This is a genomic window from Acinetobacter sp. ANC 3832 (genome assembly GCF_002135415.1).
In the GTDB taxonomy this organism is placed as follows: domain Bacteria; phylum Pseudomonadota; class Gammaproteobacteria; order Pseudomonadales; family Moraxellaceae; genus Acinetobacter.
In genome coordinates, this window is sequence record NZ_NEGJ01000002.1 from 320,686 (window position 1) to 344,569 (window position 23,884).

The following is a 23,884-nucleotide window of genomic DNA, read 5'->3' on the forward strand; positions in this document are numbered from 1 at the left end:
TGTTTGATTAAGCAATTGTTTGTTGACGTACAGCATCTGCCAATTGATTGGCCAATGTCGTGACTTCTTGTAAATCATCACCTTCAACCATCACGCGAATGATCGGTTCAGTACCTGATTTACGAATCAATATCCGTCCACGACCTTTCAATTGCGCTTCAGCTTGATCAAACTGACTCACTAAAGCATGAACTGCAAAGGGATCAAACATTTGTTCTAATCGTACGTTGACCAGCACGTTTGGAAATAATTTAAAATCACTGATCAATTCATCTAAAGCTTTATCTTGCTCAACCATCACGGTTAATACTTGTAATGCCGCAATAATGGCATCGCCTGTGGTACTTTTATCTAAAGTCAAAATATGACCTGATGGCTCACCACCAATCACCCACGAATGTTCATCTAGGCTTTGTAATACATAACGGTCACCCACATTAGCGCGTACAAAAGGAACTTGTGCTTTTTCCAAAGCCAACTCCAAAGCCATATTACTCATGACCGTACCGACAATTCCCTCTGGCTTATGCTTCGCTTGAGTTGCTAGAATATATAAAATATGGTCACCATCGACCAAACGACCCTGACGATCGACCAGAACCACACGGTCTGCATCACCATCAAAGGCAATGCCTAAATCAGCTTCATGTTCAACCACTGCTTTCTGTAAGTGTTCAGGATGAGTTGAACCACAATTTTCATTAATATTTAAACCATTCGGTTCAGCATTTAATACAACAACCTTTGCACCTAACTCACGAAATACAGATGGACCTACACCATAGGCAGCACCATTCGCACAATCGACCACGATTTTTAAATGGCGTAAGTTAAAGTGGTAAGGAAAGGTTGATTTGCAAAATTCGATATAACGACCATTGGCATCATTTACACGAACACTTTTACCCAAATTAGCGGTGTCATCAATTACGATGTCTTTTTCTAATTCTTGGTTAATCGCATCTTGCACAGCTTCAGGTAATTTCTTACCTTCATCTGAGAAAAATTTAATACCATTATCAAAGTAAGGGTTATGTGAAGCCGAAATCACAATCCCTAAATTGGCATGTAAAGCACGGGTTAAATGAGCAATTGCAGGTGTTGGCAATGGTCCTAACAGATGTACATAGACACCTGCCGCATTTAAACCTGCCTGTAAAGCGGCTTCTAAAATATAGCCTGAAAGACGGGTATCTTTACCCAATACAACAATCGGTTTGGACTTCGGACTTAATTGTTTTAATACTTTGCCTGCTGCGAATCCTAATTTAAGTGCAAATTCAGGAGTAATTGGCAATTCACCAAATTTACCGCGAATACCATCTGTACCAAAATAACTCATTTTTTACCCACTTTATTATCGTGTTGTTTAACAGTATCTATTCCTTGAGTCTACTTTACACCAAAATAAAAAAGCCGTCATAAACTGACGGCTTTTTTCACTCAAACTTTACTAAAGATTAACCAACGCGATAGTTTGGCGCTTCTTTGGTAATCGTTACATCATGCACATGCGATTCTTGCATTCCTGCAGATGTAATTTTTACAAATTTTGCATTTTGACGAAGATCTTCAATTGTTGCAGAACCTGTATAGCCCATAGATGAACGTAAACCACCCATCATTTGATGAACGATATTCCCCATTGGACCTTTATACGGTACACGACCTTCAATACCTTCTGGTACTAACTTTTCGGCACCCGCTTTAGCGTCTTGGAAATAACGGTCTGCAGAACCTGTTGCACCCGCCATTGCACCCAATGAACCCATGCCACGATATGCTTTGTAGTAACGACCTTGGAAAAATTCAACTTCGCCAGGTGCTTCTTCAGTACCTGCCATGAGTGAACCGACCATAATTGTACTTGCACCAGCCCCAATTGCTTTTGCGATATCACCAGAAAAGCGAATACCACCATCAGCAATTAAAGGAATCTGATCTTTCAACGCATTGGCAACACTGTCAATGGCTGACATTTGTGGCATACCAATACCTGCAACAATACGTGTTGTACAAATTGAACCAGGACCAATACCCACTTTCACAGCATCTGCGCCAGCATCCAGTAATGCCAAAGCAGCATCACCTGTTGCAATATTACCGCCAATGACTTGAACTTGTGGGTAGTTTGCTTTTACCCAACGCACACGTTCAATCACACCCGCAGAATGACCATGTGCAGTATCAACAACAATCACATCTACACCAGCATCAACCAATGCTTCAACACGTGCAGGTGTTTCAATACCTGTACCCACTGCTGCGCCAACACGTAAACGACCTAAGTCATCTTTACAGCTTAATGGATAGAGTTCAGCTTTACGGAAATCAGTGACCGTAATTAAGCCCTTTAATTCATTGTTATCGCCAACTACCAATACTTTTTCAATACGGTTTTTTTGCAACAATGCTTGAATACGTTCTTTCGACTCACCTTCTTTCACAGTCACAAGACGGTCTTGACCCGTCATGATGTTACTCACAGGTTGTTCTAAATTAGTGACAAAACGTGTATCACGACCCGTTACAATTCCCACCACTTTGCCATCTTTAACAACAGGTACACCACTGATGTTATTCGACTGAGTGATTTCAATAAGGTCACGAACGGTTGTTTCTGGAGTCACAGTGATTGGGTCTTTCACCATCCCTGCTTCGAATTTTTTCACACGGCGAACTTCTGCTGCCTGAGCAGAAATATCCATGTTTTTATGTAGAATACCAATACCACCATGTTGTGCCATAGCAATTGCCATACGTGACTCAGTCACTGTATCCATCGCTGCTGATACCATTGGAATATTCAGATTAATGCCGCGTGTAAGGCGTGTCTTTAGAGAGACATCTTTTGGGAGGACAGTAGAATAGGCAGGGAGTAATAAGACATCATCGAAGGTTAGGGCTTCTTGAACGATGGTCAACATAACAGTCTCGCTGGTAATTTCCGTGAGCTATTATATACAAACTTCAGTTTATTTTTCATTTTAATTGCATAGTTTTTTCAGAAGTATCTGCAACACTTTGAAAAGTTAAATCATTATTAAGTTCGACCAATCTATAATTTTAAAATTAGATATTCTATCTCAACATAAATACCCTCTTTACTTCTATCTTTAAATAAAAATAAAAAGGCTTTATTCAATACATCTATAGACTTCAATATTCTCAATATCATCGGTACTTTCTACAATAAAGCACTCAAGAATAATTTTATTGGCACTTCAAATTTTTATACTAGACTCATTCCGTCAATTAAACTACCTGATCATAACCATCATCATTGCTTGGAACAGCAGGATCAATTTCAATTAAAGGAATTAAGCCATGCGCTGTACGCGCTTTATGGCATTGTGAATCAGCGACCTGCACTTCTTTGCATGAAGAACTGCGCTGTTCATAAATTTGGCAACTGGCAAACTCACCAATTTTACCTTCTAATGCAATACATCTCGACTGAGCTTGATTGGTACCTTTCATACAAGAATATACAGGCGTTAAAACTTCAAGCATTTCATTGGGAATCATTTCACCTTCTGCCCAATAAAATGAGACTCGAAAATGAGCACAACATGCCCCACAACTTAAACACGCATCCTGCGTCGCGATTTGGGACAACATTTTTTAAAATTCTCGTTATCAATATTTTACTTTTGAGAATCCTAAAAAAAGTTGCGATTAAACTCAATATATTTTTGTGACTGGCTTATTCAGGACAGGTAAAAATAGATTGATCCATTAAATCAATCCCGCACTCTAGCGTTTCAATCCAATCTAAAAACTGATTAATCTGTACCTTCCCTATAAATGGTGTGCCGTGTTGTGGAACAATCATTTCAATGTCCATACCCCGTACCATCTTCACCCATAAGCGAATGACTTTGTTGGAACACATATAACGCTGATGAAAACCTTTCATCTTTGGAATATGTGCCTCAAAATCGTCTAAAGATGCAGATGCTTCATCAACAATTGAAGCCCCCATATCTCCAGAAAATAAAATTTTTGCAATTGGATCATAAAACTGAAAATTACCGACTGAATGTAAAAAATGAGCAGGTACAACAATAATTCTAGATTCACCTAAAGAAATCACACCACCTTGATCTGGTAATTCAATTAATCGCTCTAACCAACCACCTTTCATTCGATCGCTCATAAAAGCAGAATTTAAATGGGGTAAAAAGCGGGCCCATAATTTTGATGCCACCACTTTTGCATCGGTATAAACCAACCAACGTGGCATAGAAGTAATAATGTCAGGATCTTGGTGCGAAGCCATCACATAGTCTAAATTCTGCAATCGTGTATAGCGATTCAATTCCATGGTTAACGGAACATAGGTTAAATCACCCCCTGGATCTAAAACAGCTGCACGCTCATGATCTAAAATGAGAAACTGATTTGCCTGTACACCTTCGCCTTTTACCAAACTGGTAAAACTAATGCATTTGTGTGTACCATTATCAAATAAAACCTGTGATGTTGTACGATCTAAAGCCATACCAAAAACCCCAAAAATACTTTTTAAAATAAAACTTTACTTATTCCCTATAACATATAAGGATTTCTTCAGGCTTACAATAAATATACACATAAAGTTGAATAAGAATTTCGTGAGTTATGCCATGAATCACAATAAAAAAAAGCCTGACATAACGTCAGGCTTAAAAGATTTAAATTGCGTCTACTTAAAAGAAATAATGTTGTACTAAAGCACTTACACCAATGATCAAGAAGATTAAAGCACCAATTTTATGAATGAGTGAAATTGGTAATTTATCTGCTAATTTATTGCCAATGAAAACAGCAGGTGCATTCACCAACATAATTCCAAGTGTTGTGCCTAATGTTACCCAACCGATGCTGTCATAACGCGCAGCCAAAGCCACAGTGGCAATTTGGGTCTTATCACCAATTTCAGCAAGGAAGAACAAAACAAAAGTTGCACCAAAAACCCCATATTTTTGCCACTTATTAATACTATCGGTTTCATCATCCAATTCATCTGGAATCAACATCCAAGCCGCCATTGCAATAAAGCCAAGAGATACAATCCAAAGCAAAACAGTAGGACTCAGTACGGTGGTAATCCATTGCCCCAAGAGCGCTGAAACACCGTGATTAATCACAGTGGCAAAGAAAATAGCAAAAAGTATCGGAACAGGTTTACGGAAACGTGCAGCAAGGAGTAATGCGAGGAGCTGTGTCTTATCACCCATTTCAGAAAGGGCGACGACAACAAGAGAAATAAGAAAGACATTCATAAGGTGTTTCTCAGGCTAGCAATTTTTACCGATGACTTACCCCTCCTGCTAGCCTAAATGAATAAAGTTAAATGCTTTACTCAATGCGGAGTGATAAATCAAAGGTCTTGCCAACAAAAGATAACTGAACAAAGTGAAGATTCAGTTAAATTGGTTCTTTGCTATGATGACCATGTTCTGTTGAACAATTATGTTGATCATCACCTATTCACGTTGAAAACGTGAATAGCGGCTACTCCCCAATGAAGTGTATGCTGAGTTTAAATGGCTTTAGCCTGCTTTTCAATCTCATTTATCTTAAAGTTTATCTTGAAACAAAAAAATAGACGACTAAAAATAATAAACCTCGCCGAAGCGAGGTTTTCAATACAGCTTAAACTTAAAGCAAAATATTACGAATATCAGCCAAAAGCTTGGTTAATTTATTGCTAAAACGGGCTGCATCAGCACCATTAATGACACGGTGATCATAAGACAATGACAATGGCAACATTAAGCGCGGTTCAAACTCTTGACCATTCCATACAGGTTGCATAGTTGCAGGCGAAATACCTAAGATAGCTACTTGAGGCCAGTTTACCAAAGGGGTAAATGCTGTACCACCAATTGAACCTAAGCTGGTAATGGTAAAGTTTGCACCTTGTAAGTCTTTCGGAGAAAGTTTCTTTTCACGTGCTTTTTTACTTAACTCACCCAATTCAATCGCAATTTGCTTAATTGATTTTTGATCAGGATTGCGTAGTACAGGAACAGTTAAACCATCTGGTGTTGCAACAGCAATCCCTATATGAATTTCGTTACGTAGCAATACACCTTTCTGATCATCAGCCAAATGACCCGCAAAATATGGTTCTTCTTTCAATAAGAATGCGAGCGCTTTCGCAATGAAAGCGAGAATAGTCAAACTCACACCCTGCTGTTTAAAGCCAGCTTTAAGTTCACCACGCCAAGCTTCAAGCTCAGTAATATCGGCAAGATCAAACTGAGTCACTTGAGGGATGAAGTTATTCAATGACAACTGCGGTACAGACACTTGCTGTAAGCGCGTCATTGCTTTCACTTCACCACCACCAAATGCATTGAAATCTGGTAATGCAGGTAAACCTGAAACAACTGCTGATGCACTTGCAGTAGGTGCAACTTGTGGTGCAGTTAAACGTGTTTTCACATAAGCAAAAACATCATCTTTAATCACACGTTCATACGAACCTGATGCTTTCACATTGGAAAGTACCACACCCAGTTCACGCGCAAGTTTACGTACCGCAGGTCCTGCATACACTTTTGCATTTTCGGCTTCTTGCGCTTTCGTTAGTTTATCCGAACCCGCTTGAGCCGCTACTGGTGCTGATTTTTCAACTTGAGTCGTCGTTGGAGCTGACTGAGTTTCAACTTTCGTAGGCTCAGATTTTGTAACAGGTGCTTGCGCAGGTGCAGATTGACCTTCAGCTTCAATCGTGACCAATGCTGTCCCTTGAGAAACAGACTGATTTAACTCAACGTGAATAGCTTTAATCACACCTGCAACAGAACTTGGTACTTCAACCGAAGCTTTGTCCGATTCAGCAACACATAAGCTTTGATCTTTCTCTACACGGTCGCCAACGCTGACTAAAATTTCAGAAATCGTGGCTTTATCAACACCTAAATCTGGAATAGTCACTTCGACTGAACCTGATTGAGTGGTTGCTGATTCTGCTTTTGCTGTAGAAGGCGTAGTTGATGCAACAACAGGTGCTGAATCAACTTTTGCTTCTGCAATGTTAGATGCAGGAGCAGCAGAAGTGGTTTTGACTGTAATCAAAACAACACCTTCTTTAACGCTATCCCCTTCTTTAACAACTACACTTTCCACAATTCCTGCAACAGAACTCGGGACTTCTACGGTCGCTTTGTCAGATTCAACAACAACAATGCTGTCATCAACCGCAATTTCATCACCGACTTTAACTAAGATTTCACCAACCAATGCTTTTTCGACACCAATATCAGGCACTTTCACATCAACACTTTGGGTTGATGTTGCAACGGCTGGTGTAGATGCTTTTTCTTCAACTACAGGTTTTATCTCAGTCGTCTCAGGCTGTGCAACAGATTCAGCTTTTGCTTCAGCTTCTGGAGTTACATCAGATTCTGCTGATTCAACTTCAATCAGCACCTGACCTTCTGAAACTTCATCACCTTCTGAAACAGCAATACTTTTGACTACACCTGCCGAAGTGCTAGGCACTTCAACAGAAGCTTTATCAGATTCAAGCAGAACAATACTGTCATCAACCGAAATACGATCACCCACTTTCACTAAAATCTCAGCGACAGTGGCTTTATCAACACCAATATCAGGAGTTTTAATTTGCATTATTTATTTCTCCTCAGTTGTTGGTTCTGCATACGGCGCAACATCTTGAACAGATGGATGTGCTTGAGGCAACCATGCTACTGGGCGGTCTACATCTAATTCAAACGTTGAAATCGCATCTTTCACTAAACGTGCATCTACTTCACCTTCATCAGCAAGCTTTTTCAAGGTTGCAACAACGATGTGAGCAGCATCAACGCCGAAGTAACTACGCAAGTTACCACGTGTATCTGAACGACCATAACCATCTGTACCCAAAGTCACATATGGACGGTTGTCTGGAAGGTACGCACGAATTTGATCACTATAGGCACGCATATGATCGGTTGCAGAAACCACGATACCATCTGTCGCACGAAGCTGTTTAGATACCCATGATTCTTTGCCATCTTCAAGCGGATGCAAGCGGTTATGTTCTTCAGCTGCCATACCATCACGAGCCAATTCGTTATAGCTCGTTACACTCCAAACATTGGAATGGATTTGGTATTCATCACGTAGAATTTTCCCTGCTTTAATCACTTCACGCAGAATTACACCTGACCCCAACAATTGCACAGTTGCTTTGTCATCTTTTTCGAACAAATACATACCGCGTTTAATGCCTTCTTCAGCACCTTCAGGTATTGCTGGATGTTCATAGTTTTCATTCATTACGGTTAAGTAATAGAACACACGCTCTTGGTTCACATACATGCGCTGTAAACCATCATGTACAATGACAGCAAGCTCATAACCGAAACATGGATCATAAGAGATACAGTTTGGAATCGTGTTCGCTAAAATATGCGAATGACCATCTTGGTGTTGTAAACCTTCACCATTTAAAGTCGTACGACCTGCTGTCGCGCCCAATAAGAAACCTTGCGCTTGAGAGTCACCTGCTGCCCATGCAATATCACCAATACGTTGGAAACCAAACATAGAGTAATACATATACATTGGAATCATGGGTAAGTTATTGGTTGAATAACTTGTACCCAATGCAGCCCATGCACTCATCGCACCTGCTTCGTTAATGCCTTCTTGAAGCATATGACCATCTTTTGCTTCACGATAGTTCATCAACTGTTCTTGGTCTTCAGGCGTATAGTGCTGACCATGTGCCGCGTAGATGCCCAATTGACGGAACATACCTTCTAAACCAAAAGTACGTGCTTCATCTGGAACAATCGGAACAACACGGTCTTTAATTGCTTTCTCTTTTAACAATGCTGCAATTAAACGAACCATCACCATAGTGGTGGATTGTTCTTTCTCACCACTGCCTTTCAACACACCATCAAACACTGAAAGTTCAGGAATCGCCAAGGATTCACTGTCTTTACGACGTGCAGGTAAATAACCACCCAATGCTTCACGACGGGCTTTCATATATTTTAGTTCAGGTGAATTTTCACTTGGACGATATAAAGGCACTTCTTGTAATTGCTCATCGGTAAATGGCAAGTTAAAGCGATCACGTACATATTTGAGTGAATCAATCTGCATCTTTTTAATTTGATGCGTTTTATTGACTGCTTCAATTTCTTCTGACAAGCCATACCCTTTTACGGTATGCGCTAAAATTACCGTTGGTTGACCATTACTTGTCATTGCTGCTGCATACGCTGCATAGACTTTATACGGGTCATGCCCACCACGGTTTAAGTTTTCAATATCATCATCACTGAGGTCTTTAACCAGCTCAGCTGCTTCTGGATATTTACCAAAGAAATTCTCGCGCGTATATGCACCGCCTTTCACTTGGTAACGTTGATAATCACCATCTACCGCTTCAGCCATACGTGCTTTGAGTGCGCCTGAAGTGTCTTTGTCCAATAATGGATCCCAATGACGTCCCCAAACCACTTTAATGACACGCCAACCTGCACCACGGAATACAGATTCAAGCTCTTGAATAATTTTACCGTTACCACGTACAGGACCATCAAGACGCTGTAAGTTACAGTTCACGACCCAAATTAGGTTATCCAGTTTTTCACGACCTGCGAGTGAAATAGCACCTAAGCTTTCAGGCTCATCCATTTCACCATCGCCAAGGTATGCCCAAACCTTACGATTTTCTTCTTTAATCAAATGACGATTCATCAAATACTTTTGAATATGCGCTTGATAAATCGACATGATTGGTCCGAGACCCATCGATACCGTTGGGAATTGCCAATAATCAGGCATTAAATAAGGATGCGGATAACTTGAAAGACCTTGACCACCGACTTCGCGACGGAAATTATTCAATTGATCTTCAGTCAAACGCCCTTCTAAATACGAACGTGCATAAATACCCGGAGCACAATGGCCTTGGTAATAAATCATGTCACCACCAAAGTGATCACTGTTGGCACGGAAGAAATGGTTAAAACCTACATCATATAACGTTGCTGAAGATGCAAAACTTGCCAAGTGACCACCTAAGTCATCACCTGTTTTATTGGCACGCAGTACCATCGCCAAAGCATTCCAACGAATTAATGCACGGATACGGCGTTCCATATCTTGATCGCCTGGCATTGCAGGGCTTTCTTCTACAGAAATGGTATTTAAGTAAGGAGTATTTATCCGCTGAATGGGTACGTGCTTAGCAATTGCTTGTTGGTATAATTTTTCGAGCAAAAAAGCAGCACGATCAGTTCCCATATGCTGCAAAACGGAATCAAAGGCATCTTGCCACTCTTGGGTTTCTTGGGCATCTGTATCACCGTAATACACCATAATTCAACTACTCCATGAACTGTTTTCTATATCATATATGTATCATGTTTTAGCCTTGTTAAGTTATCGTTACAGATGAATGTGGATTGTGAGTATTATTTAGGAACTAAATAGTCAGTGACCTTTTCTCACACTAAACAACAAAAAACCGCCAATTTAGACGGTTTTTAATACAAAAGTATTTCAGTTCAGTGATAACATTTAAATTATTAGATAAATGGTTGCACTGCTTGCATCTTATTAAGGCAACATTGCTAAATAAGTCGAAGGATTTTTACGTTGACCATCTTTCACTACTTCATAATGTAAGTGTGGACCAGTACAACGCCCAGTACAACCAACATTGGCAATATGTTCGCCAGCAGAAACTTGATCACCCACACGAGCGACTAAGCGTGATGCATGGGCATAACGCGTGATATAACCATTACCATGATTAATTTCAACATACTGACCGTAGCCTGTACCCCAACCTGATTTGGTTACAATACCTGGACCTGTAGCATAAATTGGTGTGCCACTTGGTGCGGAAAGATCTAAACCTGAATGATGTTCTGCACGACCACCCATGCTACGACCACCAAAATCAGAGCTCACACGCTTCATGTCTGGTAAAGGATGTGTAACTAACCAAGAAGATGTTGAATTCGCTGAGTAACGCGTTGTGGTGTTTGAACCATATTTTTGAGCTAAAGAAGCATTATTTAATTCTATTGGCGCTTCTTTGCGTAACTTTACATTGAGCTTTGTATTTGCAGAAACATCTAAATCATCAGAATGGGTATATGACCCTTGAGATAATGTTTTTGTTAATTGTTCTAATCGATCTGATGAAGAATTGCTTGAAGCATCTAATTGAACCAAGTCTGCGAAAGCAACTGACACAGTAGACGCGGCTAAAGAAAATGCCAGTAAAATACGTCGCGAATGCATAAAAAAACCTCTTGAACTGTTCTTAATTAAGTTTCTTGTGCGATCTCTTCCTTGATATCCACTGAAACGAACGTTTAAGATTAGGGCATAAACATGTAGGAACAATGTATGTCAGAACCCAAAAACGTCTTTCAACAAACAAGACAACACATAAAAACAGGAAACTTATCGTTTCTCACAAAGCAAGTTGCCGGTTGGCAAAAACTTACTAAATTAATTCAACCGCTACTACCTCAACCTGAGATATGGCAAGTCGTATGTTATGAATACGGTGTTTTGACGATTACTGGTGAAAATCAAGCCATGATTAGTCAACTCGGTTATCTTCAAAAACAGTATATTTCTCAATTATCACAAATCAATGAATTGCATGATTTACATAAAATTCAGGTCAGATTAAGAGCTAAAGCGCATAAAGAGACTCAATTCGATCATAAAACCACAAAACAATTAACACCAGCGACGCAAGAAATGTTACAGCACGCTGCTAGCTTTGTGAGCGACCCTAAGCTTAGCCAAGCTCTATTACGTTTGGCAAGCAATAAAAAGTAACAGAACTCAGAATACTTTTAATTTAGAGCTTGCATAAAGTGACAATTATCACCTTTTATATTGTTACTCTATAACATTGCACCCTAAAGACAATGACTTATGTCACACTGACGAATTGAATTGGACACGACTTCTCGTCATCAAATGTTACAATTTCATAGTTACTCGGATCGCTCTGCACATTGCGTAATAATTGATTATTCAGTGCATGCCCCGATTTATACCCATCAAACTTGGCAATAATTTGATGACCTAACAAATATAAGTCACCAACCGCATCTAAAATTTTATGACGAACAAATTCATCATTAAACCTTAGACCTTCTTCATTGACCACACCTGTATCATCCACCCCAATGGCATTATCTAAACTCGCACCTAAAGCTAAATTATGTGCTTTTAGATAATCTAAGTCTTTCATAAAGCCAAAGGTGCGTGCCCCACTCACTTCATAAACAAAGGTTTCCGTGGAAAAATCGATGGTTGCAGATTGGTATTCTTTTGCGAAAGCAGGATGATCAAAATCAATGGTAAAGTTAATTTGAAAACCATCATGGGGTTTAAAAGCAGCTCGCTTATCTTCAATTAGTGCTTCAACAGGTTTAAGTATTTTTATAAATTTTTTCGGTGCGTCTAGTTCGACCAAATCACCTTGCATCAATAAATAAATAAAAGGACCCGCACTACCATCCATAATCGGGACTTCAGATGCCGAAACTTCTACAATTAAATTATCAATACCTAGACCTGCAATCGCACTCATGACATGTTCAATTGTACCCACTTTGGCATTTTCTTGAACCAAATTAGAACACATAAATGCCTCCTGAATCAGCATTGCATCCGCAGGAATTTCTATGGGTGGATTTAAATCGATACGACGAAAAACAATGCCCCCATCAGCGACATGCGGTAAAAAGTTAATCATCACTTTTTGCCCACTATGTAGTCCGATACCACTCGCTTTCACGACTCGTTTTAGGGTACGTTGTTTCAACATGCTTATTCAGTCTTTAGCCTAAATCCGCTATACGTTAGCACATTTAGCCATTGATAAAAAACAAAAAGGTAATGAATTATCATTACCTTTTTGGAATTATTACTAAAAATCAAATAACTATAATTATTTACGTTGTTGATTTTTCAAATAATCCTGAATACTCATCGGTGTAGAACGTGGTGACGCGCTTGGTGCAGCTGTTGATGCATCTGCATTTTGGCGTTTAATCGCTGGCACATCGTCTTCATCAGTTGAATTTTGTACTGATTGCTGAAGATGAGTAGCCACATTCACTTGAGTTTTACGTTTCACTTCAGCGGCATCATTAGCATTGCGTGTTAAACCAGTCGCAATCACCGTCACACGAATTTCATCGCGTGCATCTGGATCAAAGACTGTACCAAAAAATACTTCACCTTCATCAAGATCAACAATTTGGTTCACAACATCAGTAATAATTTCTGTTTCACGTAATGTCACATCAGCGCCACCAGTGATGTTAATTAACACACCTTTGGCATTCATGATATTTACGTTATCCAGTAATGGGCTACGAATTGCCAAACGTGCAGCTTCTTCAGCACGATCAACACCGCTACTCTTACCTTCGCCCATCATGGCATAGCCACGTGTACTCATTGCTGTTTTCAAATCCGCAAAGTCGAGGTTAATATGACCTGGACGCACGACTAAATCAAAAATACTACGTACTGCATTTAATAAAACATCATCTGCTTTGCGATACGCATCCTGCATTGAAATATCACCATACACGCTTAATAAGCGTTGGTTTGGAATGATAATCAATGAATCTACATGTGCTTCTAAAGCATCAATGCCTTTTTCTGCTGAACGTTGACGACGACGACCTTCAAAGTTAAAAGGCGTTGTCACCACACCAACCGTTAAAATACCCATTTCTTTGGCAATTTCAGCAACCACAGGTGCAGCACCAGTACCCGTACCGCCACCCATACCGGCGGTTACAAATACCATATCCGCACCTTCAAGGTGCTGACGAATTTGCTCACGACTTTCTTCAGCCGCAATCGAACCCACATCTGGATTTGCTCCAGCACCTAAACCGCGTGTACTTTGCTCACCCAACTGGATTTTGAATGGCGCATTCATACGATCGAGTGCTTGTTTGTCTGTATTCGCACAAACAAATTTCACACCTTTAATATCGGATTGCACCATGTGTTGCACAGCATTACCACCGCCACCACCAACACCAAACACAGTAAAACGGGCTTGTCCGTTGTTATCGGTTTGTTCATCTTCTAAAAATTCAAATGAGGCCATGACCTTTAGAGTTCCTAATTAATATGGCAGTTGCTTTAAGCCCGTATACTGCCTTGATCTTCAATAATATAAATAGTTTTCAGGATGCTGTGCATTACTAAGCTTGTCAAGTACAGGACGGCATGCTTACAACTTCCTAACAATATTCCCCAAAAAACTACACCTAAAAAATACCTTTTAATTTGTTATTGAGCGCATTCCAACCATTGACCATTCGATCCCACATTGGACGCTTTCCAGTAACTTCAGGCTCTTCTATTGACTCTTGCATATCACTTTGACTAAACATCAAAAGCCCTGCAGCAGTCGCATACATCGTACGACGCAAGGCTGATAAATATTGTTCTTCAGCAGTGATTTCTAGAGGTGGATTACCCAAATGGGCAGATACACCTAACATCCGTCGCGTTAAAGTAATCATCCCTTCAATTTGACAAACATCACCTGTTAAAACAACACCATGATATAAACTTTGTAATGCACCACGTTTTTCTAATTCTTCACGCACAGCACTTAAAATTTCTTCATAACGCGCAATAATAATTTCAGACAACTCGATACGACTAATCGACTGCGGACCATCAATAGCTTCAAACTGAATCATATGCTCAGGTTTCACTTGATGTAAATCCACACAACCATACAGTAACTTAATTCGCTCTGCTTCTTCTGTTGTTGTTTGTAATACGGCTGCAATATCACGGGTCACATTTTCACCACCCCGTTGAATGGTGTGTGCCAAGACAAGATGCCCTTCAATATAGACTGCAAGATTCGTGGTTCCTGCACCAATATCAAGTAAACATACGCCATATTCTTTTTCATCTTTTAACAGACTACTTTCAGCCGTTGCTAAGCAAGACACCACCATTTTTTCAACAAAAATATTGGCACCTTTCATCGCACGATCTAAATTTTGCATGGTGCTAATTGGCAACATCATCAATTGATAATGCCCCGTCATGCTATGTGCAGAAAGGTTAATCGGATTATGTACCCATTCTGGAGAGTCATCCAATTCAAAACCCAAAGGTACAGCACTCGCCAAATAATAATCTGGTGTCATATGACTGGCTTTGGCTAAATCCAATGCACGAACTACTTCTGTTGTTGTAATCATACGCTCTGGGTTTGCAATAGGCGTACGACCCGCGGCATAGAAACTTTGTAATTCTGTACTTGGGATAGACACCCATGCAGAATGTACACGACATTCCGCCATATCTTCCGCTTCTTGTACTGCATTTTTAATGGCATTGGTTACTTTTTCTAGGCTAACTATTTTGCCTTTATTCATGCCTTTATTACGTGCAGAAGCCATGCCAATCACCTGAATATTATCAGGGGCATGTACTTTTCCAATTAGAACTGAAACTTTATGTGTCCCAATGTCTATCGCAACAATTGAGGGAACAGCTTCACTCATCACTTACTACCATTTTATTCATTGTTTATGTTTGGCTTTATGCCTATTGAAAGCCACGTATTATGGCTTTGCAACGCTTGTATTCGCAACGTTTATGTCATCACTGGTTACAACAAACTGACCATTGATGATTTTAGGCACAATTGAGTTTTTCCATTGAATAGAAAGACCATTGCGATACCTTAAATCAATTGCAGCTATTTTTGGCCATACGGGTTTTAAATCTGTTTGTGCCAAATGACTTAAGCGCTGTAACTTACTCATGGTTTGATCTTGATCCACAATCACACGTAAACCTGAATCAAATTGCATAAACCAAGTCATTCGCTCCGTTAAATACAATTCTTTCAAACGTAAATTCACGGGAAGAAATAATTGATTAATCTCATTATAACGACGCATCATCACTTTAGATTGGCTGAGGGGTCCATGAAGCAGCGGCAATTGTGAATGATTTTTTATCACTGCTTCAGTGTAAATCTCACCACCATCACTCAATAAGCGACCTGTTCCCCAACGTGCAATTGCATGACGTGGCATCACACGAACGCGAATACTATTTGGCCATGCACGGGAAACAACAACTCGATCTACCCATGAAATTTGCAAAGCCTGATCTCGGATCAGCTCTAAATCAGAGGTAAAATAATTATCTTTAACAATGGGTGCTAAATGTTGCGTCAGTTGTTGCTTTTCAATCGCTGAATCTGCACCAACTATTTGCAATGTTGCTACTTTTGCATTAGTAATCAGTTTATATAGCCCAAACATCCCGACAATCAGTACCATACAGGCAACAATCATCAACAACCATCCACCCGCATGGATTAACTTTTCCTTACGAGTCGGTGGTTTTTCATGTATCGATGTAATAGCTGCGCGTTTACGGCGCATCGAAGCAGGAAGTTGAGCCATAAATTATTGTGTATCGCCTGCTAAAGTCTGTTCAAGAATTGCAATACACAACTCATCAAAACTATAACCAACCGCTTGTGCAGCTTTTGGTACCAATGAGTGGCTGGTCATACCAGGTACGGTATTCACCTCTAATAACCAAAAATCACCTTGCTCATCTTGCATTGCATCAATACGTCCCCAACCACTTGCGCCAACGGCTTGGAAAGCACGTAAACACAATTCTTGCAGTTTTTTCTCTTCTGCATCGGTCAGACCACAAGGGATACCATATTCCACATCGTTACGATTATATTTTGCTTCATAATCATAAAAAGCAACATCTGCAGGTGGTTGCAAACGAATCACAGGTAAAGGCTGACCATTTAAGAATGAAATGGTAAATTCACGCCCTGTAATCCATTTTTCAGCCATGACCACAGCATCATGTTGAGTGGCTTTGGCAATTGCTTCAGCAAGATCTTCAACTTTTTCAACCTTGCTCATTCCCACACTCGAACCTTCATGTACAGGTTTGATAATCAGTGGAAGACCTAAACTACCAACGACTTCAGCTAAGTCAGTTCCTTGGCTTACTATACGATACGGTGCTGTAGGTAACTCAGAACCTTGCCAAATTTGCTTGGTTTTTACTTTGTCCATTCCAATGGCAGAACCCTGAACACCTGTACCCGTATAAGGCACATTCATCCATTCTAATGTTCCTTGAATCTGACCATCTTCCCCACCACGACCATGCAATACAATAAAGGCACGATCATAATTGACCAACTCAGTGACACTTCGTTCTTGCGGATCAAATGCTTCTGCATTCACACCTGAACGAACCAATGCTTCAAGTACAGCTTTACCACTATCTAATGACACCTCACGCTCAGCAGATTTACCACCAAGCAACACAGCTACTTTGCCGAATTTAGAAGCATTTGACACGTTTAAATCCTTAAACTTATAAAGTGAGTCAATTTAAGTACAATCACAAACTGTGATTATTTTAAATATAATTGGTTTTGAGCTAATTCTACAGAAATTGCTCCCACGTTACCCGCACCTTGTGTTAATAACAAGTCATTTGCTTGTAACACTTTTTGCACCACGTTTGCTAGATTCCCTTCTACAGGATCAATCAAAATCGGTTCAACTTCGCCACGTAAACGCAGACTACGTGCCAATGAGCGACTGTCCGCACCGACAATGGGTTTCTCTCCCGCAGAATACACTTCCAACAGTAACAATTGATCAACTTGCGACAACACATCTACAAAATCATCAAAACAATCGCGTGTACGTGAATAACGATGCGGTTGGAACAACATCACCAAACGGCGATCTGGATGACTTGCACGAGCAGCCTTAATGGTTGCTTCCACTTCTTTTGGATGGTGACCATAGTCATCAACCAATTTCACATCGCCATCACCCAAAGCATATTGACCTTGAACTTGGAAGCGACGTCCTACACCACTAAAGCCTTCTAATGCACGCGCAATTGCTGCATCAGATACACCTTCATCAGTTGCGATACCAATGGCAGCCAATGCATTTAAAATATTGTGTAAGCCTGGCAAGTTAATGGTTAACTTGAGTGGTTCACGTCCTTTACGTAAAACCGTAAAGTGTGATTGCATCCCAATCTGTTCAACATCAATGGCACGAATATCGTTATCTTCATTAAAACCATAGGTTAAAACTGGACGACCGATGCGTGGCATAATTTCACGAATGTTTGCATCATCACCACAAACAACCGCCAAACCATAAAACGGCATTTTTTGTAGAAACTTAACAAAAGTATCTTTTAATACGTCAAAACTACCACCATAGGTATCCATGTGATCCGCATCAATATTGGTCACAATGGCTGCCATCGGTTCTAAATATAAAAACGAAGCATCCGATTCATCAGCTTCTGCAACAATATAACGACTCGCACCCAATGCAGCATTGACACCTGTACGATTCAACAGACCACCAATCACATAAGTTGGGTCCATATTCTCTTCTGCCAACATACATGTCACAAGACTGGTTGTTGTGGTTTTACCATGCGTACCTGCCACAGCAATACCATGACGGTAACGCATCAATTCACCTAGCATTTCTGCACGACGAACCACTGGAATGCGTGTTTCAATTGCGGTTTTAATTTCTAAATTTTCAGTATCAATTGCAGTGGATACCACCAATACATTTGCGCCTTTAATATTTTCAGCAGCATGTCCAATAAAGACTTTAATGCCATTTTCTTCAAGTTGAGCCGTCGTCTTTGAAGCTTTGATATCTGAACCAGACACTTTATAGCCTTGGTTTTTCAAAACTTCTGCAATACCACACATCCCTGCTCCACCAATACCCACAAAATGAATGTGTTTAATACGGCGCATTTCTGGGATTTTAATCAGGCTTTTTGCTTTATCAGCAGGGCTTGTTGGAGACATAATCTACTCTAACTTACAAATCTTGAATTAAACCAACCACACGCTGTGTTGCGTCGGGTTGAGCTTGTTGACGAGCTTTTATTGCCATTTCCATCAATAATTGGCGGTTCATCAACGGCATTAATACATCCTTTAATGAATCTGGTGTCATACTGGCTTGTGGGCAAATTTTCGCAGCACCAATATTGGCTAAAAATTTTGCATTTGCAGTTTGATGATCATCCACTGCGCTTGGCAAAGGTACAAATACTGCGGCAATACCTGCGGTCGCCACTTCTGTCACTGTTAACGCACCAGCACGACAAATAATTAAATCTGCATCCGCATAGGCTTTTGCCATATCTTCAATAAAAGGCTGAACTTCCACTTTTAAATTATCAGGAGCGTCAGCATATAAAACTTGGGTACTTTCTTGTTTATTTTGCCCACATTGATGAAAAACATGCAACGGCACATCAAACTGTTTCAATGCTTGAGGCACACATTCATTTAAAGCTTGCGCACCTAAAGAGCCACCCACAATTAAAACATGAATAGGTTCATCTGCATTCTGGCGTTCTTTATAGCGAAATGATGGATTATAAATGGCTGTAATCTCTGCACGTACAGGATTACCCGTTGTCACCACTTTTTCACTTTGTGCAAATGTATTTGGAAAGGCTTCACAGACTGTCTTTGAAATACGTGCAAGCTGCGTATTGGTAAACCCTGCAACGGCATTTTGCTCATGAATAATCACAGGAATACCCAATAAACGTGCGGCAAGACCACCTGGTCCAGCAACATAACCACCAAAACCTGCAACAGCTTCTACCTTGAGCTGTTTCATATAGCGCATTGCGCTTAAAGTCGCTTTTAAAATTTTAAATGGGGCAACCAATTTGCGCACGACACCATTGCCACGCACGCCCTGAATATCAATTTGATAGATTGGAATATTGTGTTGTTTTAAAAGTCGGTTTTCCATTCCCGTCGGGGTCGCCAACCAAGACACTTGGCAGCCTTGTTGTTGCAATTCTTTGGCAACTGCAAGTGCAGGAAACACATGTCCACCAGTTCCTGCCGCCATCATCATGACGTGTTTTGGTATGCTTTGTTCGGGTTTAGTCACAGTCTATTTCTTCAATTCAAAATGAAATGTTTAATATATCTTTAAAAAAGCAATTGTAATCACAAACGCATACTGGGAAAAGTTTATTTACTTTTTTTCACCAAGCATTTCATTGTTTTTTTCTACTGAAATGAAAGTTTAAACTAGTTTTATTATTAATCCATAAAAAAAGCAGGAAATTAATACAATTCTCTCTGTTTTGTAACACTTGGCTCAAGATTCATAAACATGAGACCTCTTCAATAAAGCCTTTTTATTTCTACTCTTAGGAAAAATAAAGAGATGATGAATACATCTCTTTTCATCAATATATATTTATTAATTAGTATATATTTCAAGTATTATAAAAATACCCACTATAAAAGATTTGCTATCACTCTCAAATAGATTGAAATCCAACCTGCATAGATCATCTAATTTATTGGATATGAAGAGTACAATTGGAAAAATTCTTTTTATCTCATTATGCAAAAATGGTATGTGATTATTCACCTTTTAAACTATAAAAAATAAATTATCCTCTCTATACTCAAAATAACCTCACTTGTTTTCATGGATGAAACAATACTGTGACACAACATGCTCCAAGACATGATATTTGGATTATTTTAGCAGGCTATTTAGCTGCGGTTCATGTGGGCAAACTCGCGACCATTATTCCAATTTTACAGCAACAATTACATATTTCCTTAGCTCAAGCAGGACTAGCCTTATCTCTAGTGCAAGCCGCAGGGATGTTATTTGCACTGTGTTTAGGTGTATTTTCTGAAAAATTTGGATTAAAAAAGTGCTTTCTGTCTGGATTAATCATTTTAGGTTTTTCCAGTTTAGCCAGTGTGTTTATTCATAATATTTATAGTTTATTTTTCTTTCGATTTTTTGAAGGTATTGGCTTTTTACTGATTACCCTTACAGCCCCTGCGATTTTAAAACGAATCTGTGACCCTGCAAAAATCAACATGAAGATGGGACTTTGGGGTTCTTATATGGGGCTCGGTGTCGGCATTGCGATGCTGACCATTCCACTCTTGATGCAATTTTTCTCATGGCAGACCATTTGGGTCATATTAGGTATTTTATGCTTTGCCATTGCTTTTATTATCACTAAATTATTGGTCTTGCCAAATCAACCTACATATACAACGCAGTCTGATTCTTTCTTTCATTTACTCAAAATCACGCTGACTCATCCACCCATTATTTGTTTAGCATTAATCTTTGCTTGTTATACCAGTCAATGGCTAACTGTGATTGGCTTTTTACCCAGTATCTATCTCAGCAATCACATTGAATTAAAAACAGCAGGGCTTCTCACTGCTTCCGTTTCAATCGCCAATATTGTAGGTACGTTAATATCAGGAATACTTCTACATCGTGGTGTGCAACCAAAAAGTCTGTTTCGATGGGGCTTTGTGATTATGCTGTTGATGAGTTGGGTCACTTTCTGCATGCAAAGTTATTTACCTTTTAGTCTGCAATATTTAAGTGTTTTTCTCTTTTCAGCGGTTGGCGGTTTTATTCCTGCGACTGTATTTGCAATTTGTCTATATTATGCACCACAACAAAATGCCGTCGCCGCCAGTGTCGGCTTGGTCTTGCAAATATCAGCATTGGGGCAATTCTTACTTCCACCATTGAGTGCTTTATTGGTCTCTTATACGCACACTTGGAGCACGATTGCTTGGGCAACTACCACACTGTCTCTTTTAGGATTGATTGTTGTATGGAAATTATTTAAAGCGCATCCCTATCAAAAGGTATAAAACAAAAAAGAGCCAATTTGGCTCTTTTTCATTAATCGAAAATCGAATTTCAATAAAGAGAATTAACGACCTGCTTCTAAAACATCAAATAAATCATCGGCAATATGAGTGCCAAATTGGGTATCAATTTCACGGATACAAGTTGGACTGGTCACATTAATTTCTGTCACATAATTGCCAATCACATCCAAACCAACAAAGACCAAACCTTTTTCTTTTAAAAATGGTCCAACTTTGGCTGCAATCGCTTTATCATTTTCAGTCAGTGGACGTGCTTCACCTAAACCACCCGCAGCCAAATTACCACGCACTTCACCATTTTGTGGAATACGCGCTAAGCAATACGGAACAGGTTGACCGTTGATCATCAAAATACGTTTATCCCCATCCACAATTTCAGGAATGTAGCGCTGCGCCATAATCGGTTGCTGTCCCATTTCAGTGAGCATTTCCAAAGTCGAACCAATATTTACACCATCCGCAGTTAAGCGAAAAATACCTGTTCCACCCATACCATCCAATGGTTTTACAATCACGTCGCGATGTTCTGTTAAAAATTCACGAATCAAATTTTGCTGTGAAGTGACCAAGGTTGGCACTTGTAACTCAGGGAATTGTGTCGCAAATAATTTTTCATTACAGTCTCGTAAGCTTTGTGGTTTATTGATAATCCACGCACCTTCACGTTCTGCTTGTTCTAAAATATAAGTGGTATAGACAAAGTTCATATCGAACGGTGGATCTTTACGCATCAACACGACATCATAATCTGCTAAAGATTCTTTCTTTTTCTCGCCTAATTCATAATAGTGATTATAGTCTTCAAATACTTTCAGTGGCGAAATCAAACCAAAGGCTTTACCTTGGTTAATATACAAATCTTGTTGTAATGCATAGCCTAATTCATGTCCACGACGTGATGCAGCCCATAGCATTGCCATAGTTGAATCTTTTTTCAGGTTTACATTTTCGATGGGATCCATCACAACAAGTACGCGCATTATCACAACTCATTTTTAAATTAATATCGTCTTGAGTATAGCGGAGATTATCCTTTCCTTTTTTGAATTTAAGTAAAGCTTTCGCTAAAATTTTAAAATATTTGAGGATGGCTTAATGTTACAAGCAATGATTGGCTTTCATTTAGACGAAGAACAGCATTGGGTCGCTGACTTAGCCTGTGGGCATGCGCGGCATGTACGGCATAATCCCCCTTGGCAAAACCGCCCATGGGTGGTGACACCAGAAGGTCGAGCTGAAAAACTAGGTGTGCAATTGAATTGTTTAAAATGTGAAGAGAAAATTTCTTATTAGTTTATTTCATTTTTTTCCGCAATTGATGAATCGAAGGCTTTTTATCAACTTTTTGATATTTAACATTCTCTAGAGATTGCCTTAAACTTTCGCTTATAGCTCTCTGCTTTTTTAAAAAGGCCAACTTCTGTTCTAATTCTATTTCTGTCCAATCACGATGAGTTTTTTCAAATTCATTTCTAAACATTTGATGTTCTGTTTTTAAGTTTATTAAATTCATATTGGTATTCTTTAATTGCTCAATTATTTGATCACCAAAACTTTCTCCTATCCTATAATCACCTTCTAATTCATTCATAGCAATTATAAACTCAGCAGAATATTGTGCGTCAAATCGATCTTTATACTCAACTCTAACAATCAAAGTCGTGTTTAAAAACTCTTTAACATCAAATCCTCTAGCTTCAGTATTCTCTAATAAATTGACAAAGTTACTATATCTACTATCTCCATGAGATAAATAATTTAAACCTTCGCGCATAAATCGCAATGTTGTAAATATATCAATAACTTTCTCTGCTACTTTTTCATTCGAAAATTCATGACTTCTAAATTCAAATTTTAACTCGAGTGCTGGACTTAAACCTAAGTTTGAAATTTTGAGTCTTATCCAGCTTATGGATTCTGGCATTACTTCTAATTTAATATCAACAAATGGTTCTGTTTGAGCTTTTCTAAGCTTTCTATTCTCTATCCAACCAAGAAAAGTTGCAAATGCAGCACAGCTAGCAGCAATCGCTGAAAAACAAGCAACTAATAAATTTAGATTTTCTTCCATTATAGTTT

Annotated in this window: 20 protein-coding genes and 1 riboswitch; of the genes, 3 read left to right on the forward strand and 17 right to left on the reverse strand. The window is 39.4% G+C overall.

The genetic code is table 11. From position 1 onward, the window contains the following. Window positions 1-7: 7 nt before the first annotated feature. The 8 genes from glmM to B9T35_RS03930 all read right to left on the reverse strand — a co-directional run bounded on the left by glmM (window position 8) and on the right by B9T35_RS03930 (window position 11,274). Window positions 8-1,342, reverse strand: coding sequence for a phosphoglucosamine mutase (gene glmM / locus B9T35_RS03895; RefSeq protein ID WP_086189813.1), 1,335 nt, complete (start codon window positions 1,340-1,342; stop codon window positions 8-10). 118 nt (window positions 1,343-1,460) lie between these two features. Continuing rightward, window positions 1,461-2,927, reverse strand: a complete 1,467-nt coding sequence (guaB, locus tag B9T35_RS03900) for an IMP dehydrogenase (protein WP_086189814.1) — start codon at window positions 2,925-2,927, stop codon at window positions 1,461-1,463. A 328-nt stretch (window positions 2,928-3,255) separates the two neighbouring features. Beyond that, window positions 3,256-3,621: a YkgJ family cysteine cluster protein gene (locus B9T35_RS03905; RefSeq protein WP_086189815.1), complete on the reverse strand. Its 366-nt coding sequence runs from the start codon at window positions 3,619-3,621 to the stop codon at window positions 3,256-3,258. Between the two features lie 85 nt (window positions 3,622-3,706). Further along, window positions 3,707-4,504: an MBL fold metallo-hydrolase gene (locus B9T35_RS03910; protein ID WP_086189816.1), complete on the reverse strand. Its 798-nt coding sequence runs from the start codon at window positions 4,502-4,504 to the stop codon at window positions 3,707-3,709. A 187-nt stretch (window positions 4,505-4,691) separates the two neighbouring features. Beyond that, window positions 4,692-5,267 carry a TMEM165/GDT1 family protein gene (locus B9T35_RS03915; RefSeq protein ID WP_086189817.1) on the reverse strand — a complete coding sequence of 192 codons (576 nt, stop codon included), beginning with the start codon at window positions 5,265-5,267 and terminating at the stop codon, window positions 4,692-4,694. A 127-nt stretch (window positions 5,268-5,394) separates the two neighbouring features. Continuing rightward, window positions 5,395-5,520, reverse strand: a riboswitch (yybP-ykoY riboswitch). A gap of 126 nt (window positions 5,521-5,646) precedes the next feature. Continuing rightward, the gene (locus tag B9T35_RS03920; RefSeq protein ID WP_086189818.1) at window positions 5,647-7,626 is read right to left on the reverse strand and encodes a 2-oxo acid dehydrogenase subunit E2; all 1,980 of its coding nucleotides are present in this window, start codon (window positions 7,624-7,626) and stop codon (window positions 5,647-5,649) included. 3 nt (window positions 7,627-7,629) lie between these two features. Continuing rightward, a complete protein-coding gene (aceE, locus tag B9T35_RS03925; protein WP_086189819.1) occupies window positions 7,630-10,341 on the reverse strand; it encodes a pyruvate dehydrogenase (acetyl-transferring), homodimeric type in 2,712 nt (903 codons plus the stop codon). A gap of 240 nt (window positions 10,342-10,581) precedes the next feature. Further along, window positions 10,582-11,274 (reverse strand): M23 family metallopeptidase, encoded by a 693-nt coding sequence (locus B9T35_RS03930; protein WP_086189820.1) that lies wholly within the window; start codon window positions 11,272-11,274, stop codon window positions 10,582-10,584. A 108-nt stretch (window positions 11,275-11,382) separates the two neighbouring features. Between B9T35_RS03930 and B9T35_RS03935 the strand changes: the two genes are divergently transcribed. After that, window positions 11,383-11,826: a DUF721 domain-containing protein gene (locus tag B9T35_RS03935; protein WP_086189821.1), complete on the forward strand. Its 444-nt coding sequence runs from the start codon at window positions 11,383-11,385 to the stop codon at window positions 11,824-11,826. 97 nt (window positions 11,827-11,923) lie between these two features. On the opposite strand, the gene lpxC is transcribed toward B9T35_RS03935, so the two are convergent. The 7 genes from lpxC to murG form a co-directional block, all read right to left on the reverse strand. Next, the gene (gene lpxC, locus B9T35_RS03940) at window positions 11,924-12,826 is read right to left on the reverse strand and encodes a UDP-3-O-acyl-N-acetylglucosamine deacetylase (protein WP_086189822.1); all 903 of its coding nucleotides are present in this window, start codon (window positions 12,824-12,826) and stop codon (window positions 11,924-11,926) included. Window positions 12,827-12,949: 123 nt separating this feature from the next. Next, on the reverse strand, window positions 12,950-14,131 hold the full coding sequence (ftsZ, locus tag B9T35_RS03945) for a cell division protein FtsZ (protein ID WP_086189823.1): 1,182 nt from the start codon (window positions 14,129-14,131) through the stop codon (window positions 12,950-12,952). Window positions 14,132-14,294: 163 nt separating this feature from the next. Next, on the reverse strand, window positions 14,295-15,557 hold the full coding sequence (gene ftsA, locus B9T35_RS03950) for a cell division protein FtsA (RefSeq protein ID WP_086189824.1): 1,263 nt from the start codon (window positions 15,555-15,557) through the stop codon (window positions 14,295-14,297). Between the two features lie 60 nt (window positions 15,558-15,617). Beyond that, the gene (locus B9T35_RS03955) at window positions 15,618-16,472 is read right to left on the reverse strand and encodes a cell division protein FtsQ/DivIB (RefSeq protein WP_086189825.1); all 855 of its coding nucleotides are present in this window, start codon (window positions 16,470-16,472) and stop codon (window positions 15,618-15,620) included. 3 nt (window positions 16,473-16,475) lie between these two features. Next, window positions 16,476-17,405: a D-alanine--D-alanine ligase gene (locus tag B9T35_RS03960; protein WP_086189826.1), complete on the reverse strand. Its 930-nt coding sequence runs from the start codon at window positions 17,403-17,405 to the stop codon at window positions 16,476-16,478. A 56-nt stretch (window positions 17,406-17,461) separates the two neighbouring features. Beyond that, window positions 17,462-18,910: a UDP-N-acetylmuramate--L-alanine ligase gene (gene murC, locus B9T35_RS03965; RefSeq protein WP_086189827.1), complete on the reverse strand. Its 1,449-nt coding sequence runs from the start codon at window positions 18,908-18,910 to the stop codon at window positions 17,462-17,464. 13 nt (window positions 18,911-18,923) lie between these two features. Then, a complete protein-coding gene (gene murG, locus B9T35_RS03970; protein WP_171264203.1) occupies window positions 18,924-20,021 on the reverse strand; it encodes an undecaprenyldiphospho-muramoylpentapeptide beta-N-acetylglucosaminyltransferase in 1,098 nt (365 codons plus the stop codon). Window positions 20,022-20,590: 569 nt separating this feature from the next. Here murG and B9T35_RS03975 point away from each other — a divergent pair. Beyond that, window positions 20,591-21,784: a CynX/NimT family MFS transporter gene (locus B9T35_RS03975; protein WP_086189829.1), complete on the forward strand. Its 1,194-nt coding sequence runs from the start codon at window positions 20,591-20,593 to the stop codon at window positions 21,782-21,784. Window positions 21,785-21,846: 62 nt separating this feature from the next. On the opposite strand, the gene gshB is transcribed toward B9T35_RS03975, so the two are convergent. Then, window positions 21,847-22,785, reverse strand: a complete 939-nt coding sequence (gene gshB / locus B9T35_RS03980; protein ID WP_086189830.1) for a glutathione synthase — start codon at window positions 22,783-22,785, stop codon at window positions 21,847-21,849. Between the two features lie 115 nt (window positions 22,786-22,900). Here gshB and B9T35_RS03985 point away from each other — a divergent pair, with 115 nt between their 5' ends. Continuing rightward, complete coding sequence (locus tag B9T35_RS03985) at window positions 22,901-23,098, forward strand: DUF3565 domain-containing protein (RefSeq protein ID WP_086189831.1); 198 nt, start codon at window positions 22,901-22,903, stop codon at window positions 23,096-23,098. 1 nt (window position 23,099) lies between these two features. On the opposite strand, the gene B9T35_RS03990 is transcribed toward B9T35_RS03985, so the two are convergent. Next, the gene (locus B9T35_RS03990) at window positions 23,100-23,876 is read right to left on the reverse strand and encodes a hypothetical protein (protein ID WP_086189832.1); all 777 of its coding nucleotides are present in this window, start codon (window positions 23,874-23,876) and stop codon (window positions 23,100-23,102) included. Window positions 23,877-23,884: the final 8 nt, after the last annotated feature.

Bases quoted from the DNA above. Each gene is read 5' to 3' on its own strand.
- gshB (WP_086189830.1), bottom strand. From the start codon at position 22,785: ATGCGCGTACTTGTTGTGATGGATCCCATCGAAAATGTAAACCTGAAA.
- glmM (WP_086189813.1), bottom strand. From the start codon at position 1,342: ATGAGTTATTTTGGTACAGATGGTATTCGCGGTAAATTTGGTGAATTG.
- B9T35_RS03920 (WP_086189818.1), bottom strand. From the start codon at position 7,626: ATGCAAATTAAAACTCCTGATATTGGTGTTGATAAAGCCACTGTCGCT.
- lpxC (WP_086189822.1), bottom strand. From the start codon at position 12,826: ATGTTGAAACAACGTACCCTAAAACGAGTCGTGAAAGCGAGTGGTATC.
- B9T35_RS03915 (WP_086189817.1), bottom strand. From the start codon at position 5,267: ATGAATGTCTTTCTTATTTCTCTTGTTGTCGTCGCCCTTTCTGAAATG.
- B9T35_RS03905 (WP_086189815.1), bottom strand. From the start codon at position 3,621: ATGTTGTCCCAAATCGCGACGCAGGATGCGTGTTTAAGTTGTGGGGCA.
- B9T35_RS03930 (WP_086189820.1), bottom strand. From the start codon at position 11,274: ATGCATTCGCGACGTATTTTACTGGCATTTTCTTTAGCCGCGTCTACT.
- B9T35_RS03935 (WP_086189821.1), top strand. From the start codon at position 11,383: ATGTCAGAACCCAAAAACGTCTTTCAACAAACAAGACAACACATAAAA.
- B9T35_RS03910 (WP_086189816.1), bottom strand. From the start codon at position 4,504: ATGGCTTTAGATCGTACAACATCACAGGTTTTATTTGATAATGGTACA.
- murC (WP_086189827.1), bottom strand. From the start codon at position 18,910: ATGTCTCCAACAAGCCCTGCTGATAAAGCAAAAAGCCTGATTAAAATC.
- B9T35_RS03985 (WP_086189831.1), top strand. From the start codon at position 22,901: ATGTTACAAGCAATGATTGGCTTTCATTTAGACGAAGAACAGCATTGG.
- guaB (WP_086189814.1), bottom strand. From the start codon at position 2,927: ATGTTGACCATCGTTCAAGAAGCCCTAACCTTCGATGATGTCTTATTA.
- B9T35_RS03990 (WP_086189832.1), bottom strand. From the start codon at position 23,876: ATGGAAGAAAATCTAAATTTATTAGTTGCTTGTTTTTCAGCGATTGCT.
- B9T35_RS03955 (WP_086189825.1), bottom strand. From the start codon at position 16,472: ATGGCTCAACTTCCTGCTTCGATGCGCCGTAAACGCGCAGCTATTACA.
- aceE (WP_086189819.1), bottom strand. From the start codon at position 10,341: ATGGTGTATTACGGTGATACAGATGCCCAAGAAACCCAAGAGTGGCAA.
- ftsZ (WP_086189823.1), bottom strand. From the start codon at position 14,131: ATGGCCTCATTTGAATTTTTAGAAGATGAACAAACCGATAACAACGGA.
- ftsA (WP_086189824.1), bottom strand. From the start codon at position 15,557: ATGAGTGAAGCTGTTCCCTCAATTGTTGCGATAGACATTGGGACACAT.